This window comes from Amycolatopsis acidicola, assembly GCF_007713735.2.
Classification (GTDB): Bacteria; Actinomycetota; Actinomycetes; order Mycobacteriales; family Pseudonocardiaceae; genus Amycolatopsis_E; species Amycolatopsis_E acidicola.
This window is the reverse complement of sequence record NZ_VMNW02000027.1, coordinates 15,261-28,989: the sequence shown is the minus strand read 5'-3', so window position 1 is coordinate 28,989 and position 13,729 is coordinate 15,261. Positions and strand designations below refer to the sequence as shown.

General features: G+C 70.6%; 17 protein-coding genes. 11 read left to right on the top strand and 6 right to left on the bottom strand.

Annotated features, from left to right (window positions below; all coding sequences use genetic code 11):
* Nucleotides 1-175 precede the first annotated feature (175 nt).
* On the top strand, nt 176-1,684 hold the full coding sequence (locus tag FPZ12_RS19300; RefSeq protein WP_144746799.1) for a helix-turn-helix domain-containing protein: 1,509 nt from the start codon (nt 176-178) through the stop codon (nt 1,682-1,684).
* Here the strand turns inward: FPZ12_RS19300 and FPZ12_RS19295 are convergent.
* Entirely contained in the window at nt 1,668-2,525 is an 858-nt protein-coding gene (locus tag FPZ12_RS19295; protein WP_144746802.1) for an MIP/aquaporin family protein, read from the bottom strand. The two genes, FPZ12_RS19300 and FPZ12_RS19295, sit on opposite strands and share 17 nt — an antisense overlap.
* Before the next feature lie 151 nt (nt 2,526-2,676).
* On the opposite strand from FPZ12_RS19295, the gene FPZ12_RS19290 reads away from it, so the two are divergent.
* The 7 genes from FPZ12_RS19290 (at nt 2,677) to FPZ12_RS19260 (ending at nt 8,941) form a co-directional block, all read left to right on the top strand.
* Nucleotides 2,677-3,108 (top strand): diol dehydratase small subunit, encoded by a 432-nt coding sequence (locus FPZ12_RS19290; protein ID WP_144746804.1) that lies wholly within the window; start codon nt 2,677-2,679, stop codon nt 3,106-3,108.
* A gap of 10 nt (nt 3,109-3,118) precedes the next feature.
* Nucleotides 3,119-4,813 (top strand): propanediol/glycerol family dehydratase large subunit, encoded by a 1,695-nt coding sequence (locus tag FPZ12_RS19285; protein ID WP_144746806.1) that lies wholly within the window; start codon nt 3,119-3,121, stop codon nt 4,811-4,813.
* Between the two features lie 10 nt (nt 4,814-4,823).
* Nucleotides 4,824-5,405, top strand: a complete 582-nt coding sequence (locus FPZ12_RS19280) for a propanediol/glycerol family dehydratase medium subunit (RefSeq protein WP_144746808.1) — start codon at nt 4,824-4,826, stop codon at nt 5,403-5,405.
* Between the two features lie 7 nt (nt 5,406-5,412).
* Nucleotides 5,413-7,257: a diol dehydratase reactivase subunit alpha gene (locus FPZ12_RS19275; protein WP_144746810.1), complete on the top strand. Its 1,845-nt coding sequence runs from the start codon at nt 5,413-5,415 to the stop codon at nt 7,255-7,257.
* A 2-nt stretch (nt 7,258-7,259) separates the two neighbouring features.
* Complete coding sequence (locus tag FPZ12_RS19270) at nt 7,260-7,580, top strand: glycerol dehydratase reactivase beta/small subunit family protein (RefSeq protein WP_144746812.1); 321 nt, start codon at nt 7,260-7,262, stop codon at nt 7,578-7,580.
* Between the two features lie 12 nt (nt 7,581-7,592).
* Nucleotides 7,593-8,003, top strand: a complete 411-nt coding sequence (locus FPZ12_RS19265) for a GlcG/HbpS family heme-binding protein (RefSeq protein ID WP_144746814.1) — start codon at nt 7,593-7,595, stop codon at nt 8,001-8,003.
* Nucleotides 8,004-8,080: 77 nt separating this feature from the next.
* Nucleotides 8,081-8,941, top strand: a complete 861-nt coding sequence (locus FPZ12_RS19260; protein WP_144746816.1) for a CARDB domain-containing protein — start codon at nt 8,081-8,083, stop codon at nt 8,939-8,941.
* 44 nt (nt 8,942-8,985) lie between these two features.
* Here the strand turns inward: FPZ12_RS19260 and FPZ12_RS19255 are convergent, their stop codons facing one another.
* The 4 genes from FPZ12_RS19255 to FPZ12_RS19245 form a co-directional block, all read right to left on the bottom strand.
* Nucleotides 8,986-9,921 carry an LCP family protein gene (locus tag FPZ12_RS19255; protein WP_144746818.1) on the bottom strand — a complete coding sequence of 312 codons (936 nt, stop codon included), beginning with the start codon at nt 9,919-9,921 and terminating at the stop codon, nt 8,986-8,988.
* A complete protein-coding gene (locus FPZ12_RS19250) occupies nt 9,918-10,427 on the bottom strand; it encodes a SigE family RNA polymerase sigma factor (RefSeq protein ID WP_144746820.1) in 510 nt (169 codons plus the stop codon). The genes FPZ12_RS19255 and FPZ12_RS19250 overlap by 4 nt, the downstream gene beginning before the upstream one ends.
* Before the next feature lie 94 nt (nt 10,428-10,521).
* The gene (locus tag FPZ12_RS45650; protein ID WP_208025915.1) at nt 10,522-10,719 is read right to left on the bottom strand and encodes a hypothetical protein; all 198 of its coding nucleotides are present in this window, start codon (nt 10,717-10,719) and stop codon (nt 10,522-10,524) included.
* Nucleotides 10,720-10,780: 61 nt separating this feature from the next.
* Entirely contained in the window at nt 10,781-11,131 is a 351-nt protein-coding gene (locus tag FPZ12_RS19245; RefSeq protein WP_144746822.1) for an STAS domain-containing protein, read from the bottom strand.
* A gap of 255 nt (nt 11,132-11,386) precedes the next feature.
* Between FPZ12_RS19245 and FPZ12_RS19240 the strand changes: the two genes are divergently transcribed.
* Both FPZ12_RS19240 and FPZ12_RS19235 read left to right on the top strand, forming a co-directional pair.
* On the top strand, nt 11,387-11,812 hold the full coding sequence (locus tag FPZ12_RS19240) for an ATP-binding protein (protein ID WP_144746824.1): 426 nt from the start codon (nt 11,387-11,389) through the stop codon (nt 11,810-11,812).
* A 25-nt stretch (nt 11,813-11,837) separates the two neighbouring features.
* Complete coding sequence (locus FPZ12_RS19235) at nt 11,838-12,302, top strand: DUF3237 domain-containing protein (protein ID WP_144746826.1); 465 nt, start codon at nt 11,838-11,840, stop codon at nt 12,300-12,302.
* 76 nt (nt 12,303-12,378) lie between these two features.
* Here FPZ12_RS19235 and FPZ12_RS19230 read toward each other — a convergent pair whose 3' ends face one another.
* A complete protein-coding gene (locus FPZ12_RS19230) occupies nt 12,379-13,272 on the bottom strand; it encodes an isocitrate lyase/PEP mutase family protein (RefSeq protein ID WP_144746828.1) in 894 nt (297 codons plus the stop codon).
* Between the two features lie 132 nt (nt 13,273-13,404).
* Here FPZ12_RS19230 and FPZ12_RS19225 point away from each other — a divergent pair, with 132 nt between their 5' ends.
* Nucleotides 13,405-13,698 carry a hypothetical protein gene (locus FPZ12_RS19225; protein WP_144746830.1) on the top strand — a complete coding sequence of 98 codons (294 nt, stop codon included), beginning with the start codon at nt 13,405-13,407 and terminating at the stop codon, nt 13,696-13,698.
* Nucleotides 13,699-13,729 lie beyond the last annotated feature (31 nt).

Below are 13,729 nucleotides of genomic sequence, written 5' to 3'. Positions count from 1 at the left end.
CTCCTGGTCGTCGTTGGCCGGTGTAGTGGGGCAACGGTAGGAACGGCGACGTTGCAGACGCGTTGCAACGACCGGGTCGTGCACTTGCAGAAGGCGCGGGCCGCGCGGCATGCTGCCTGGTGGGCCCGGGGTGCGCACCGGCCCGGCCGCCCGTCAACGCCGCCGCGGAGAGCCAATGAACGTCGAGACCGCCCGCCCGAAGTCCGCTTCGACGCTGTCCCTGTCCTCCGATCCGGAAGCGCAGTTCGAGCTGCTGCAACGGGTCCGCGAGGCCACGCTCAGCGGCAGCCGCCCGCCGGCGGCGCCCCGGTCGGTGATCTCGGAGTCCTGGCAGCGCTCGCTGCTCGCGCACATCGACCCCGACGACTACCGGCCGCCGGTGGTGTACCAGCCGGACGAGGTGGAGGACGTCCGGGCCGCGCACCCGCTGCAGGCGGTGCTGGCCCCGATGCGGGAACTGCTGGTCACGATCGCCGACGAGTCGCGGCACGTCATGATCATCACCGACGCCGAGGGCACGATCCTGTGGCGCGAAGGCCCGGCGGGGCTGTGCAAAATGGCCGATCCGGTCGGGCTGTGCGAGGGCACCGGCTGGTCGGAGGCCAGTATCGGGACCAACGCGATGGGCACCGCCCTCGCGGTCGACGCGCCGGTGCAGATCTACTCCGCCGAGCACCTCGTGCGCACCTATCACACCTGGACCTGCGCGGCCGCCCCGATCCACGACCCCGACACCGGTTCGGTGCTCGGCGCGGTCGACATCAGCGGGCTGCTCGACGCGCTGCACCCGGCCACGGTGTCCCTGGTCAACGCCACCGCCCAGCTCGCCGAGAGTCATCTGCGGCGGCGGATGGCCTGGTACGACGAGCGTTTGCTGGCCAGGAACATGACGCATCTGGCGAGCCTGCGCGGGGAGCCGGGAGCGTTGCTGACCTCCTCCGGCCGGGTGATCGCCGCCGAGCCCTGGGGCGATCTCCCGCAGCGCGTGCGGATCGCGTCCGGTGTGGACAGGGTGTTGCTCGACGACGGGCGCGAGGCGCGGCTGGAGGCGTTGCCCGAGGGCTACCTGCTCCGGCTGCCGCGGACGTCGCGTGTGGCGAGCCGCCCGACGTTGTCGTTGTCGTTCCTGGGCGAGCATCCGAGCGTCGCGCTCGATGGCCGTGAGCTGCCGTTGACGTTGCGGCGTGCGGAAATCCTCGCGTTGCTGGCGATGCACCCCGCGGGCCTGACGGCCGAGCAGCTGGCGCTGCAGTTGTACGGCGACGAGGGAAATCCGACCACGGTTCGCGCGGAGATCCACAGGTTGCGTACGCAGCTGGGCGCGCGGGTGATGAAGGCGAAGCCGTATCGCCTCGACGCGGATCTCGACGCCGACTTCCTCGCTGTACGCGATGCGCTCAGCGCGCGCGACGTGAAGACGGCCGCGGCCGCGTGCACCGCTCCGTTGCTGTCGCGTTCGGACGCTCCGGCGATTCGCGCGGAACGGGATCAGCTGGTCGCCGCCGTCCGTTCGACGGTGCTCGAGCGCGGGGACGCCGAAACGCTGTGGTCGTTCGGCCGGACCGAGACCGGGCGGGACGATCTGGAGGTGTACGAGGAGCTCACCCGGAGGCTTCCGGCGGGAGACCCGCGCCAGGGAATGGCGCGGGCCCACCTGGACTGGCTGCTCACCGAACCGGCGTGAGCTCCTCGCGGGCCTGCAGGACCCGGCCGATGAAGAAGTCGTAGGCCAGCGCGCCGACGACACCGCCGACCAGCGGCCCGACGATCGGGATCCACAGGTAGGGTCCCACTCCGGGTGCCGTACCGGGAATCGCCGTGTCGCCCCAGCCCGCGAAGAACGCGAACAGTCGGGGCCCGAAGTCGCGGGCCGGGTTGATCGCGTAACCGGCGTTGGCGCCGAACGAAAGCCCGATCGCGGCGACGGTGAACCCGATCAGCAGCGGCCCGAGGCGGAGCGAGGTGGCTTTGCTCCGGTTGTCGACCACGGCCAGCACGAGCGCGAGCAGTACGGCGGTGCCGACCACCTGGTCGAGCAGCGGGCCGACCCAGCTGTCGAAGTACTTCGCCGGTGCGGTGGCGAAGATCGTGAACGTGGTGGCGTGCCCGTCGGGGCCGGCCGCCGCTTCGTACGCCTTGATCGCGGGCCGGTACACGGCGTAGATCAGGGCCGCCCCGGCGAACGCGCCGGCGATCTGCGCGGCCCAGTAGCCGGGCACCTTCTTCCACGGGAACCCGCGTCGTACGGCCATCGCGAGCGTCACCGCGGGGTTGAGGTGCCCGCCGCTGATCCCGCCGGACAGGTACACGGCGAACGCGACCGCGAACGCCCAGCCCCACACGATGAGCAGCCAGTCGCCCGCGCCCTGGAAGATCACGGTGTCACCGGCCGTGCGGCCGGAGCCGGGCAGCCCGGCCACGGCCATCGCCACGCATCCGTCACCGAGCGCGATGAGCACGAAGGTGCCGAAGAACTCGGCGAGCAGATCACCAAAACTGCCGCGCAATGGCGGGTTGTCGGTCACGGGGTCCTCCTTGACCTCGGAATGCCTGAGCAACCCACGGTGCGGACGCCGGGGTTGCACGGACGTTGCTGCAACGTCGGTGCAACGTGGGCCGATCTACCGTCGGCCGCGTTCGGTGACCTCGTTCGACGGCGAAGGCAGGTGGCCCCCCGTGGCGCAAACCCGTTCCCCGGAACTCGATCCCGGTCGTGACTACCCGCTCGCGACCCGGCGTCCGGAACTGCTGCGCACCCCGACGGGCAAGCGGCTCGACGAGCTGACGATGGACGCGGTGCTGGCCGGGGAAGTCGCCCCCGAGGACCTGCGGATCGCGCCGGAGACGCTGCGGCTGCAGGCGCAGATCGCCGAGCGTGTCGGCCGCCCGCAGCTCGCGCAGAACTTCCGCCGAGCCGCGGAACTGACCGCGCTGCCGGACGAGCTGGTGCTGTCGATCTACAACTCGTTGCGGCCGCGGGCGTCCACGAAGGAGCAGCTGACGGAGATCGCGGACCGGCTGGACAACGAGTTCTCCGCGACGCTGTGCGCGAACCTCGTCCGCGAGGCGGCGGACGTGTACGAGCGACGCGACATCCTGGCGAGCTGAGGAGCACGAGATGACCCAGACTTCCCAGCGGCATTCGAAGCGCACCGAGGTCCTCGAGCAGCGGCCGGTCAACCTGGACGGGTTCGTCGAGGAATGGCCCGAGGTGGGCATGGTCGCGATGGACAGCCCCTTCGACCCGGAGCCGGGCGTCCGGGTCGAGGGCGGCGTCATCGTCGAGATGGATGGGAAAACGCGGGCCGAGTTCGACTTCCTGGACCAGTTCATCGCCGACCACGCGATCGACGCCGGCGCGACCGAGGCCGCGATGGCCTTGTCCGCCACGGAGATCGCGCATCTGCTGATCGACCCGCGGGCCTCCCGCGCGGACGTGCTGGCGGTTTCGCGCGGGCTCACCCCGGCGAAGCTCCTGGAAGTCGTCAAGACCATGAACGTGGTCGAGATGATGATGGCGCTGCAGAAGATGCGCGCCCGCCGGACCCCGGCGAACCAGGCGCACGCGACCAGCGCGAGGGACAACCCCGTGCAGGTCGCGGCGGACGCCGCCGAGGCTTCGCTGCGCGGCTTCCGCGAGCTGGAGACCACGCTCGGCGTCGTGCGGTACGCCCCGCTGGTCGCGATCGCGCTGCAGGTCGGCTCGCAGGCGGGGACTCCGGGCGTGCTGACGCAGTGCGCGCTGGAGGAAGCCACCGAGCTGGAGCTCGGGATGCGCGGGATCACGGCTTACGCCGAGACGATTTCCGTCTACGGCACCGAGCCGGTGTTCTGCGACGGCGACGACACCCCGTGGTCCAAGGCTTTCCTCGCTTCCGCGTACGCCTCGCGCGGCATCAAGATGCGCTTCACCTCGGGCACCGGCTCCGAGGTGCAGATGGGCAACGCGGACGGGAAGTCCATGCTGTACCTGGAAATCCGGTGCATCCTGGTGACCAAGGGCGCCGGGGTGCAGGGCCTGCAGAACGGCTCGATCAGCTGCATCGGGGTGCCCGGCGCGGTCCCGGCCGGGATCCGCGCGGTGCTGGCGGAGAACCTGATCGCGAGCACGGTGGACCTCGAATGCGCCTCGGGCAACGACCAGTCGTTCTCGCATTCGGACATGCGCCGGGTGGCGCGGCTGCTGCCGCAGCTGTTGCCGGGCACGGACTTCGTGTGCTCGGGGTATTCCTCGACGCCCAACTACGACAACATGTTCGCCGGGTCCAATGTGGACGCCGAGGACTACGACGACTGGAACGTCCTGCAGCGTGACCTCCAGGTAGACGGTGGTCTCCGGCACGTGCCGGAAACCGAGATCCTCGCGGTGCGCGCCAGGGCCGCGCGAGCCCTGCAGGGGGTGTTCGCGCAGCTGGGCCTGCCGCAGATCACGGACAAGGAGGTCGAGGCGGTCACGTATGCGCACGGCAGCCAGGATCTTCCGCCGCGGGACGTGCTGGAGGACCTCAAGGCCGCGCAGTCCGTGATGGACCGCGGGATCACCGGGCTGGACATCGTGAAGGCGCTGGACGCGTCCGGCTTCGGCGACATGGCCCACACGCTGCTCGCCGTGCTGCGGCACCGGGTTTCCGGCGATCTGCTGCACACGTCGGCGATCCTCACCCCGGACCTGGAAACGCTTTCCGCGGTGAACGACACGAACGACTACGCCGGCCCCGGCAGCGGCTACCGGCCGTCCGGTGCGCGGTGGGAAGAAATGAAGCGGCTGCGGCATGTCGTGAGCGCGCAGAATCCCGAGCAGGAAGTCGGCTGAGGAGTACGTCATGGCGGACACCAAAACGCGCACGCTCGACCTCACCGAACAGGGCCCGGCGGAACGGGGCACGACGTCGGACGAGGTCGTGATCGGGATTTCCCCGGCGTTCGGCGATTTCTTCTCCAAGACCATCGTGGACATCCCGCACGCCGAAGTGCTGCGGGAACTGCTCGCGGGCATCGAGGAGCAGGGCGCCCGCTCGCGGGTGATCCGGTTCCGCGGCGGCTCGGACCTCGCGGTGATCGCGCACGCCGCGGCGAAGCTGTCCGGCTCCGGGATCGGGGTCGGCGTGCTTTCCCGTGGCACCACGATGATCCACCAGAAGGACCTGGTCCGGCTGTCCAATTTGGAGCTGTTCCCGCAGGCGCCGCTGATGGACCTGGAGACCTTCCGCAAGGTGGGCCGTAACGCCGCCCGCTACGCGAAGGGCGAGTCCCCGGAGCCGGTGCCCGCGCGCAACGACTTCATGGCGCGGCCGCGGTGGCAGGCGAAGGCGGCGTTGCTGCACATCAAGGAGACCGAGTTCGTCGTGCCCGGCGCGGCGCCGGTCGAGCTGGGCGTGCGCATCCGCCTGGCGGACGCCGGGTAGCGCGGCCGTGGCGCTGGTCGTCGGCGTCGACATCGGCAACTCGACCACCGAAGCCTGCGTCGCCGAGGTGGGCACTCGCAAGGAGGTGGCCTACCTCGGGGGCGCGCTCGCGCCGACGTCGGGAATCAAGGGCACCACGGCCAACGTGCCCGGCGTGACCCGCGTGGTGCGCGAAGCGTTGCAGGCCGCGAAGCGTGATCCGGCCGAGTTGACGGCCGTGCTGGTCAACGAAGCGACTCCGGTGATCAGCGGGCTGGCGATGGAGACCATCACCGAAACGATCATCACCGAGTCCACGATGATCGGGCACAACCCGGACACCCCCGGTGGCGCCGGGCTCGGCGTCGGGACGACGGTGGACTTCCCGGCGCTCGGCGAGTGCCCGGCGGGGGAGCGGGTCATCTGCGTCGTCGGCGTGGGCGTGGATTTCGAGGACGCCGCCGAGGGGATCAACGCGGCGGCCGCGCGCGGGGTACGGGTCACCGGCGCGGTCGTGCATGCCGACGACGCGACGTTGATCGCGAACCGGCTGGACACGCCGATCCCGGTGGTCGACGAAGTGACCTTGGTGGACCGGGTTCCGGTGGGCATGCTCGCCGCCGTCGAGGTCGCCGAACCCGGCCGCACCATTCGTACCCTGTCCAATTCCTATGGCATAGCAACGGTTTTCGGGCTCGACGCGGACCAGACCCGGATGATCGCGCCGGTGGCCCGGGCGCTCGTCGGGAACCGGTCCGCCGTCGTCGTGCGCACTCCGGCGGGCGACGTGACGGACCGCCGCATCCCGGCCGGCGCGCTCACCCTGATCGGCGAGCAGTCGAAGCGGTCGATCGGGATGGACGCCGGCGCGGGAGAGATCATGGCGGCCCTGCGCCGCGTCACCCCGCTCACCGACGCCGAGGGCGAGCCGGGCACACACGTCGGCGGGATGCTCGCGCGGGTGCGCGACACGATGTCGGGGCTGACGGGAACGAAGGCGAGCGCGGTGCGGATCCAGGACGTGCTGGCGGTCGACACGTTCGTCCCGCAATCGGTGACCGGCGCGCTGGCGGGGGAGTTCGCGCTGGAGACAGCGGTCGCGCTCGCCGCGATGGTCCGCACGAGCCGCGGCCCGATGCAGGCGCTCGCCGCGGAACTGCGGGAGGCGCTCGGCGTCGAGGTGCTGATCGGCGGGGTCGAGGCGGACATGGCCGTGCTCGGCGCGCTCACCACGCCCGGGACCGACCGGCCGCTGGCGATCCTGGACCTGGGCGGCGGGTCCACCGACGCCGCGATCGCGACCGAAAACGGGGTCGTGCGGTCGGTGCACCTCGCGGGCGCGGGCGATCTGGTGACGAAGCTGATCGACGCGGAACTGGGCCTGGAGAACCGGGAACTGGCCGAGGACATCAAGAAGAACCCGCTCGCCAAGGCGGAGAGCTTCTTCCACGTGCGGATGGAGGACGGCACCGCGCGCTTCTACGAGCAACCGCTGCCCGCCGACACCTTCGCGCGCGTCGTCGTCCTCGGCGAGGAGGGGCTGCGTCCGGTGCCGACGCGGCACAGCATGGAGAAGATCCGGCAGGTTCGCCGTGGTGCCAAGGAAAAGGTGTTCGTGGTCAACGCACTGCGCGCGCTGGAGCAGGTCGCGCCGGGCGGGAACCTGCGGCAGATCGGGTTCGTCGTGGTGCTCGGCGGGTCCGCGCTGGACTTCGAGATCCCGGAGCTGATCGCCGAAGCCGTCGCCGGGCTCGGAATCGTGTGCGGCACAGGGAATGTGCGCGGCACCGAAGGCCCGCGCAACGCCGTGGCGACAGGGCTGGTGGCGCGGTACGCGCTCACGGAAGCGCTCGGCGAAGCGGTGGGGAGCTGACGATGCCCGTGCCACCCACTGTCGTCGTGTACAGCGCCTTTTCCCCTTGCCTGCGGGAAATCCTTGCCGGGCTGGAGGAGGAAGGTGTCCCGGCGGAGGTCTCCTCCTATCCTGGCGGGGATGCCGTCGTGCTGGCTTTCGCCGCCGCGCTGGCCTCACCGCTCGACGTGGGTATCGGCGTCGGTGACACGGGGACCGTCTGCGTGCACCACGCGAAGCTGCCCCAGGACGAGCCGGCGTTGACCGGCCCGGCGGGCGAAGCGCGCCGTCTTGGGCACAACGCCGCCCGGCTCGTCACCAGGATTCCGCTCAAGACAAGGTGAAGGAGAAACAACGTGGCCCCTCGACTCGCGCTCGCCGACGCCCAGAAGGTCCTCGACGCCGCGCTGGCCAAGGCCGGTGAGATCGGCCAGCCGATGAACGTGGCCGTCGTGGACGACGGCGCGCATCTGCTGGCCTTCGCCCGGCAGGACGGCGCGATACTGGCCAGCGTGGAGATCGCGATCGGCAAGGCGCGCACGGCGGCGCTGCTGAAGATGACCACGGCCGTGCTGGGCGAAGCCGCGGCGCCGGGCGCGCCGCTGTACGGGATCGAGGTGACCAACGGCGGCCTGGTCATCTTCGGCGGCGGGATTCCGCTGGTGCGCCGAGGTGAGGTGGTCGGGGCGATCGGCGTGAGCGCGGGCAGCGTCGAGCAGGACACGCAGGTGGCCGAGGCCGGCGTAGCGGCTTTCCCGAAGCGCTAGGCCCCGCGCCGTAACGAACCGGGTTCGTCCGGCGACTGACGAGAGTCCAAACACGACAGTCGGCGGAACGGAAGGTCATGAATCCGAGACGAAGAACCCTGTGCACGGTGCTGGCGGCCGCCACCTGCGCGATCCTGCCCGTGGCCCCCGCGCTCGCGGCGGACGAGCCGACCAGTTCGGCCCAGCTCGCGCCCGCCACCGTCGCCCAGGGTGGCACCTTCACCGTGACGGAGCAGATCCACAACTCGCAGAGTTTCACCGTCACCGGAGCCAAGGCCGCGCTGTACGGGGCGGAGCGGTCGCTGGTCGACGTCGCGGATCTGGTGTCCTGCACCGGAACGATCGCGCCCTGTGGCGCGCTCGGCAGCAGCTACCGCGGCGGCGTCGGCGACCTGCCCGCCGGAGAGAGCCGCACCGTCGTCTTCACCTTCCGGGTCAAGGACACCGCCGATCCCGGCGCGCTGACCCTGCAGACCCAGCTCGTGGGCGACAACTACGCCTTCGACACTCTGGACGGCCCGGCGCTCACCGTGACCGGCGCTCCCCAGGCCGCCGACATCAAGGTGTCGCTCGACGCTTCCGCGGTCAACGGGTTGCTGGGCACGAAGATCACGTACGCCGCGACAGTGAGCAACACGGGCCCGGCCGCCGCGACCGAGATCCGGCTCTCCGGCACGTACGCCAATGGCTTGGTGTACGCGGGTTCGACGGACTGCACGCATCCGGCGAACACGCGCACTGTCACGTGCGGTCTGCCTTCGCTCGCCTCGGGGGCGAGCGCCACGGTGAAGTTCGCCGTCGTGCCAGGACTGCTGGCTGTGGGACCGTTCACCACAACGGTTCAACGCACGCAGAGCACCCCGGCTGATCCCGTCGCCACGAACGACACCGCCTCGCGCGCCTGCTCGGCCCTGACCGGCCTGCTGGTGCGCTGCTGAAAGACCCGGGCCCCGCGGCTTCGCACCGTGGGGCCCGGTCCTGTTCAGTTCACGCAACCCGCGTCGTCCGCCGGGGGCGGCGAGGCGGTGAAGTCCTGCACGAACTCCCGCACCTTCGCGGGCTCGGCGGTGAACATGTTCTCGTTGTCCGGCGAGTCCACGGGGATGGTCGCCGTGCTGACGTTGCCGCGCAGCATCCCTGCGGCGGTCAGGGGATTCCAGCCCGCGTCGGTGTGCACGCTGTCCCGGACGGCGGCGATCACGGCGCCGTCGGTGAGTTTGCCGAGCGCCTGCTTCGCCAGCGACCGCATGAACAGCTGCAGCCGGGCGATGCGGTCGAGGTCTCCGTTCGGCAGGCCGAACCGCTGCCGCAGGAAGGACAGCGCCTGCGCGCCCGAGAGCGTCTGGTTGCCGGCAGGCAGGGACGCGCCGGAATACGGGTCGTGAGAAGGGTTCCGCAGGCACACCGGCACTCCGCCGACCGCGGTACTGAGCTTCGCGACCCCGGCCATGTCGACCATCGCGTAGTGGTCGATCTTGACGCCGGTCAGGTTCTGCACCGTCGTTTTCAGCGCCTCGGCGCCGCCCGCGCGGTACGCGGAATTGAGCCGGCCCGGGCCCTGCCCCGGGATGTCGACTTCGGTGTCACGCGGCAACGCGACCGCCGAGCCCGAACCGTCCTTGCCGAGATGCGCGAGCACGATCGAATCGGTGAAGCCGTTGTCGTCCAGCCCGGCGATGAGGATGTTCTGCTCGACCGGAGCGGTCCCGACCGGCAGCGCCGGGTTGCGCAGCAACTGCGGCACCACCACGGCCGCCGCGACGGCGACCACGACGGCGGCCGCGGTCAGGACGATCAGCGCGCCCCTGCGGCGGGGCTTGCGGCGTTCCAGTTCCGCGAGCACGAGGCGTGCGTCCACGGCGCGGTCGGCCTCGGCCTCGAAGGCCTGGCGGATGAGGCTTTCGGTGTCGCGGGTCATGACAGGGCCTCCGTGACGGACATGCGGGCTTCGTCGGCGCGCAACGCGCTCAGCGCCCGGGAGATGTGACTGCGGACGGTGCCGGTGGCGCAGCCCAGCACCTCGCCGATCTGTTCGTCCGTGCAGTCCTCGTAATAGCGCAACAGGATCGCGGCCCGTTGTTTACGCGGCAGCCGCGCTATCCGGTGGCGCATCGCGTCACGCTCGGCATAGCGGTGAGCGTGGTCGGCCGTCGGCGCGCCGAGCTCGTCCAGCTTTCCGTGCGTCGAGGCGATGACCTTGGAGGCCCGTCGGCGCCGCCAGGACAGGTACTCGTTGGTGACCATGCGGCGCAGATAGCTCTCCGGCGCGTCCATCGAGGAGATCCGCGGCCACCGGACCTGCGCCCGCAGCAGCACCTCCTGCACGACGTCCTGGGCCAGATGCGGGTCGCAGGTCAGCGCGGTCGCGTAGCGCAGCAGCCGGTCCAGCCGGCCGGCGACGAACTGCTCGAAGCGCTCAGGCACGCCTCCCCCTTCTCACGGTGTGACTGTGCGTGGGGAATAACGCGCCGGATGCACCGATTTGTTGAAAGCCCCGTCCGGAATTTTCCGGGCGACGCTACAGGCTACGGCCGGCGGCCAGCGCGCAGCCGAGCGCGATGAGCGCGAAGAAGACCGCGACCGCCCAGGCCCACCAGGCCGCGGTGCTGACCGCGAGGAACACTTGCAGGCCCGCCGTGACGGCGAAGACGAGTGCGCAGAGCAGCCACCACCAACGGCGGTTCCGCATGCTCGCGGCTGGAGGGTGAACGGACACGGGGCATCACCTCGACCTGGTGCCTATGCACCGTTATCGGGCGTGGCCCTTGGTCGTTACCTCATACCGCGGTCAGCGCCGCTTCCCGCGTCGGGTACAGGGCGAGCACCTCGTCCAGCCCGGTCACCGTGAACGCGCGGTGCACCTCACGGGCCGGGGCGACTATCCGCAGCCGCACGTCACCGGCCTGCTCGTGCGCGCGCATCAGGGCGGCCAGCCCGGCCGAACCGAGGAACTCGACGGAAGTGAGATCGACCACTATCGCCTTCGGTGACCGCGCCAGTAATTCGTCCAGCACACCCCGCAGCCGCGGGGCGGTCAGCATGTCCAGGTCACCGCCCACGACGACCACCGCGAGGCCGTCCTGAGGCCAGGTGGTCTCCAGTTTCAGGGAGCCCGGTGGCTGCGACATGACGGTGCTGACCTCCCTGTTCCGGCGGCCGAAGCAGACCAGGACGAGCCTCGCCCGGCGGTGGCGCACCAGCCGGGCGAGCGGGCCCAGCGGCTGCGGACCCGACCGCGTGCTTGCAGCGTAGTCGTGACCTTCCGGCGGGCAAACGCGCGTGGGTTGCGATCCGGACGCTGTTCACCCGACGTTTCCGATCGGCATGCGCGGGGTAGACGGTCGGTCACTCGCGTTGAGCTGCCAGCGGAGGTGATCGTCAGCATGGGTGCGCCGGCACACGGTGAACGGATCGAACGGCTCACGTTGAGTGGCCTGCAGGATCTGGGAAAAGTGCGTGACGTGGCACGGGTACTGCTGCCCGGCTGCGCCGAGGACGATGTGATCGACTCCGTGCTGGTCGCCGACGAGCTGTGCACGCTGGCCTGCGAATACGGCAACCTGCCGGCCGGGGTGTGCCTGATCCGCTCCTTCGACAGACCGTCCCTGCGGGTGGCCGTCTCGGCTCCGCACCTGTCCCTGCCCTGCTCGCCGAGCGCGTCGCGGACCAGCAGGTCCGTGCTCGAATCCTGTGCCACGGACTGGGGTATCGGCAACGAGGGCGAGCGGATGACGCTGTGGGCGCATGTGCGGGTCCGGCTGGCCGAGACCGAGGACGCGTTCCCGGTCCCGCGCGCGCCGGTGGGCTGACAGACTGGGGCCCGAGGAGGCCCCGATGCAGCTGCCCGAACTCACGCTGAGCCGTATCGCGCGTGTGCGCGTCGAACTCGATCCGATGCTCGTGCTCGGGCAGACGCCGCAGGGGCTGCGGCGGATCGTCCCGATCGTCGGCGGCACTATCGACGGCAGGCGGCTGCGCGGGCGGATCCTGTCCGGCGGGGCGGACTGGCAGCTCGTGCACGACGACGGGACGGCGCTCATCGACACGCGCTACACCGCCGAAACCGACGACGGCGCGCTGGTTTACCTGGCCACCAACGGAGTCCGGCACGGCCCGCCCGAGGTGCTGGAGCGCGTGATCGCCGGCGCCGAGGTCGGCCCCGAGGAGTACTACTTCCGCGTGAGCGTGCGTCTCGAAACCGGCGACCCGCGCTATTCGTGGCTCAACCGCACCGTTTTCGTGGCCTACGCCGCCCGTTCGGCGGACGCGGTCGAGTACGACCTGTACGCCTTGGACTGACGCCGGTCACGAATTCGGGTAGCGGTCGCCGATCGAGTTGACCTCGGGCAGCCCGATGAACTCGGACTGACGCCGGTCACGAATTCGGGTAGCGATCGCCGATCGAGTTGACCTCGGGCAGTCCGATGAACTCGGTGAACTCGCCGAACCCCGGCAGCGAGCCGAGGACGTTGAGCGGGGTGCCGTCCTTTTTGATCCGGCCGAGGGTCTCCCGCAGTGCCCCGGTGGCCGCGAGCAGTGTCGAGATAGGGCAGATCACGAGCCGGAAACCCAGCTCCCGCAAGCGATCCAGGCCGACCGGCGGGGTCTTGCCGCCCTCGACCCAGTTGAACAGCAACGGGAAACCGGCGAACTCGGCCGCGACCCGCTCGATCTCCTCCTCGCTCTGCAGCGCCTCGACGAACAACGCGTCCGCACCCGCCTCGCGATAGCGGTGCGCGCGCTCGATCGCCGCGTCGATGCCCTCGACGGCGCGGGCGTCTGTGCGCGCGATGAGCACGAAGTCGTTGTTGCGGCGGGCGCGCACGGCCGCCTTCACCTTGTCGACCATCGCGTCGGCGGTGACGACCTGCTTGCCTTCCATGTGACCGCACCGTTTCGGGGAAACCTGGTCCTCCAGGTGGATTCCCGCGACCCCGGCGGTTTCGTACTCGCGCACGGTGCGGATCACGTTGAGCGCGTTGCCGTAGCCGGTGTCGGCGTCGGCGACCACCGGCAGGTCCACCGCGGCCGCGATCCGGCGCGCCGCGTCGACCATCTCGGTCATGGTGAGCAGGCCGACGTCGGGGCGGCCGAGCAGCGAAGCGGTGACGCCGAAACCGGTCATGTAGACCGCGGGAAAGCCCGCGTCCTCGATCAGCCGGGCGCTGAGCGCGTCGTAGGCGCCGGGGGCCACCACGGGGTCTCCGCCTGCCAGGAGCTCCCGCAGCCGTGCCGGTCCGTCGAAGTCGCCACCGAGTAGCCGTGCCATGTTCACCCTCCGTATTCGTGCTTCCACCCACCCTAACCCGGGGTGGGGAAGCGTTTGCCGACAAAGGTTTGACCGCTTGGCCCGCCGGGCAATTCTGTGGTCGGTACGAGCGGTGTGCAGGAGGGGAGAGCCATGACGGAGGTGGCGTTCGAGACACCGGAACTCGCGATGGAGGCGGCGGATCAGCTTGCGGCGGCGGTGGCCGCGGCGCTGCGGCCGGATTCGCTGCCGCTGGAGTACGACCCGTGCCGGCGCGGGGTCGGGGCCGCGGTGGAACGGCTGGGGGACGCGCTCGTGCGGCTGATCGAGCAACTGGAGACGGGCGCCGGTTCGGTCGCCGGCGACAGCGCGATCACCAGGGCAGGCGAGCTGGCGGCGGCCGTCCGGTTCGCCAGGGCGCCGGCCGCGCTGGAGCTGCCGGCCTGAGATGGTCCAAAGTCCCTCGCGGTCGGGGACG

Excerpts from the sequence above, each read along its gene's own strand:
- FPZ12_RS19260 (WP_144746816.1), top strand. The coding sequence starts at position 8,081 with ATGAATCCGAGACGAAGAACCCTGTGCACGGTGCTGGCGGCCGCCACC.
- FPZ12_RS19240 (WP_144746824.1), top strand. The coding sequence starts at position 11,387 with ATGGGTGCGCCGGCACACGGTGAACGGATCGAACGGCTCACGTTGAGT.
- FPZ12_RS19225 (WP_144746830.1), top strand. The coding sequence starts at position 13,405 with ATGACGGAGGTGGCGTTCGAGACACCGGAACTCGCGATGGAGGCGGCG.
- FPZ12_RS19300 (WP_144746799.1), top strand. The coding sequence starts at position 176 with ATGAACGTCGAGACCGCCCGCCCGAAGTCCGCTTCGACGCTGTCCCTG.
- FPZ12_RS19235 (WP_144746826.1), top strand. The coding sequence starts at position 11,838 with ATGCAGCTGCCCGAACTCACGCTGAGCCGTATCGCGCGTGTGCGCGTC.
- FPZ12_RS19285 (WP_144746806.1), top strand. The coding sequence starts at position 3,119 with ATGACCCAGACTTCCCAGCGGCATTCGAAGCGCACCGAGGTCCTCGAG.
- FPZ12_RS19280 (WP_144746808.1), top strand. The coding sequence starts at position 4,824 with ATGGCGGACACCAAAACGCGCACGCTCGACCTCACCGAACAGGGCCCG.
- FPZ12_RS19270 (WP_144746812.1), top strand. The coding sequence starts at position 7,260 with ATGCCCGTGCCACCCACTGTCGTCGTGTACAGCGCCTTTTCCCCTTGC.
- FPZ12_RS19255 (WP_144746818.1), bottom strand. The coding sequence starts at position 9,921 with ATGACCCGCGACACCGAAAGCCTCATCCGCCAGGCCTTCGAGGCCGAG.
- FPZ12_RS19230 (WP_144746828.1), bottom strand. The coding sequence starts at position 13,272 with ATGGCACGGCTACTCGGTGGCGACTTCGACGGACCGGCACGGCTGCGG.
- FPZ12_RS19245 (WP_144746822.1), bottom strand. The coding sequence starts at position 11,131 with ATGTCGCAGCCACCGGGCTCCCTGAAACTGGAGACCACCTGGCCTCAG.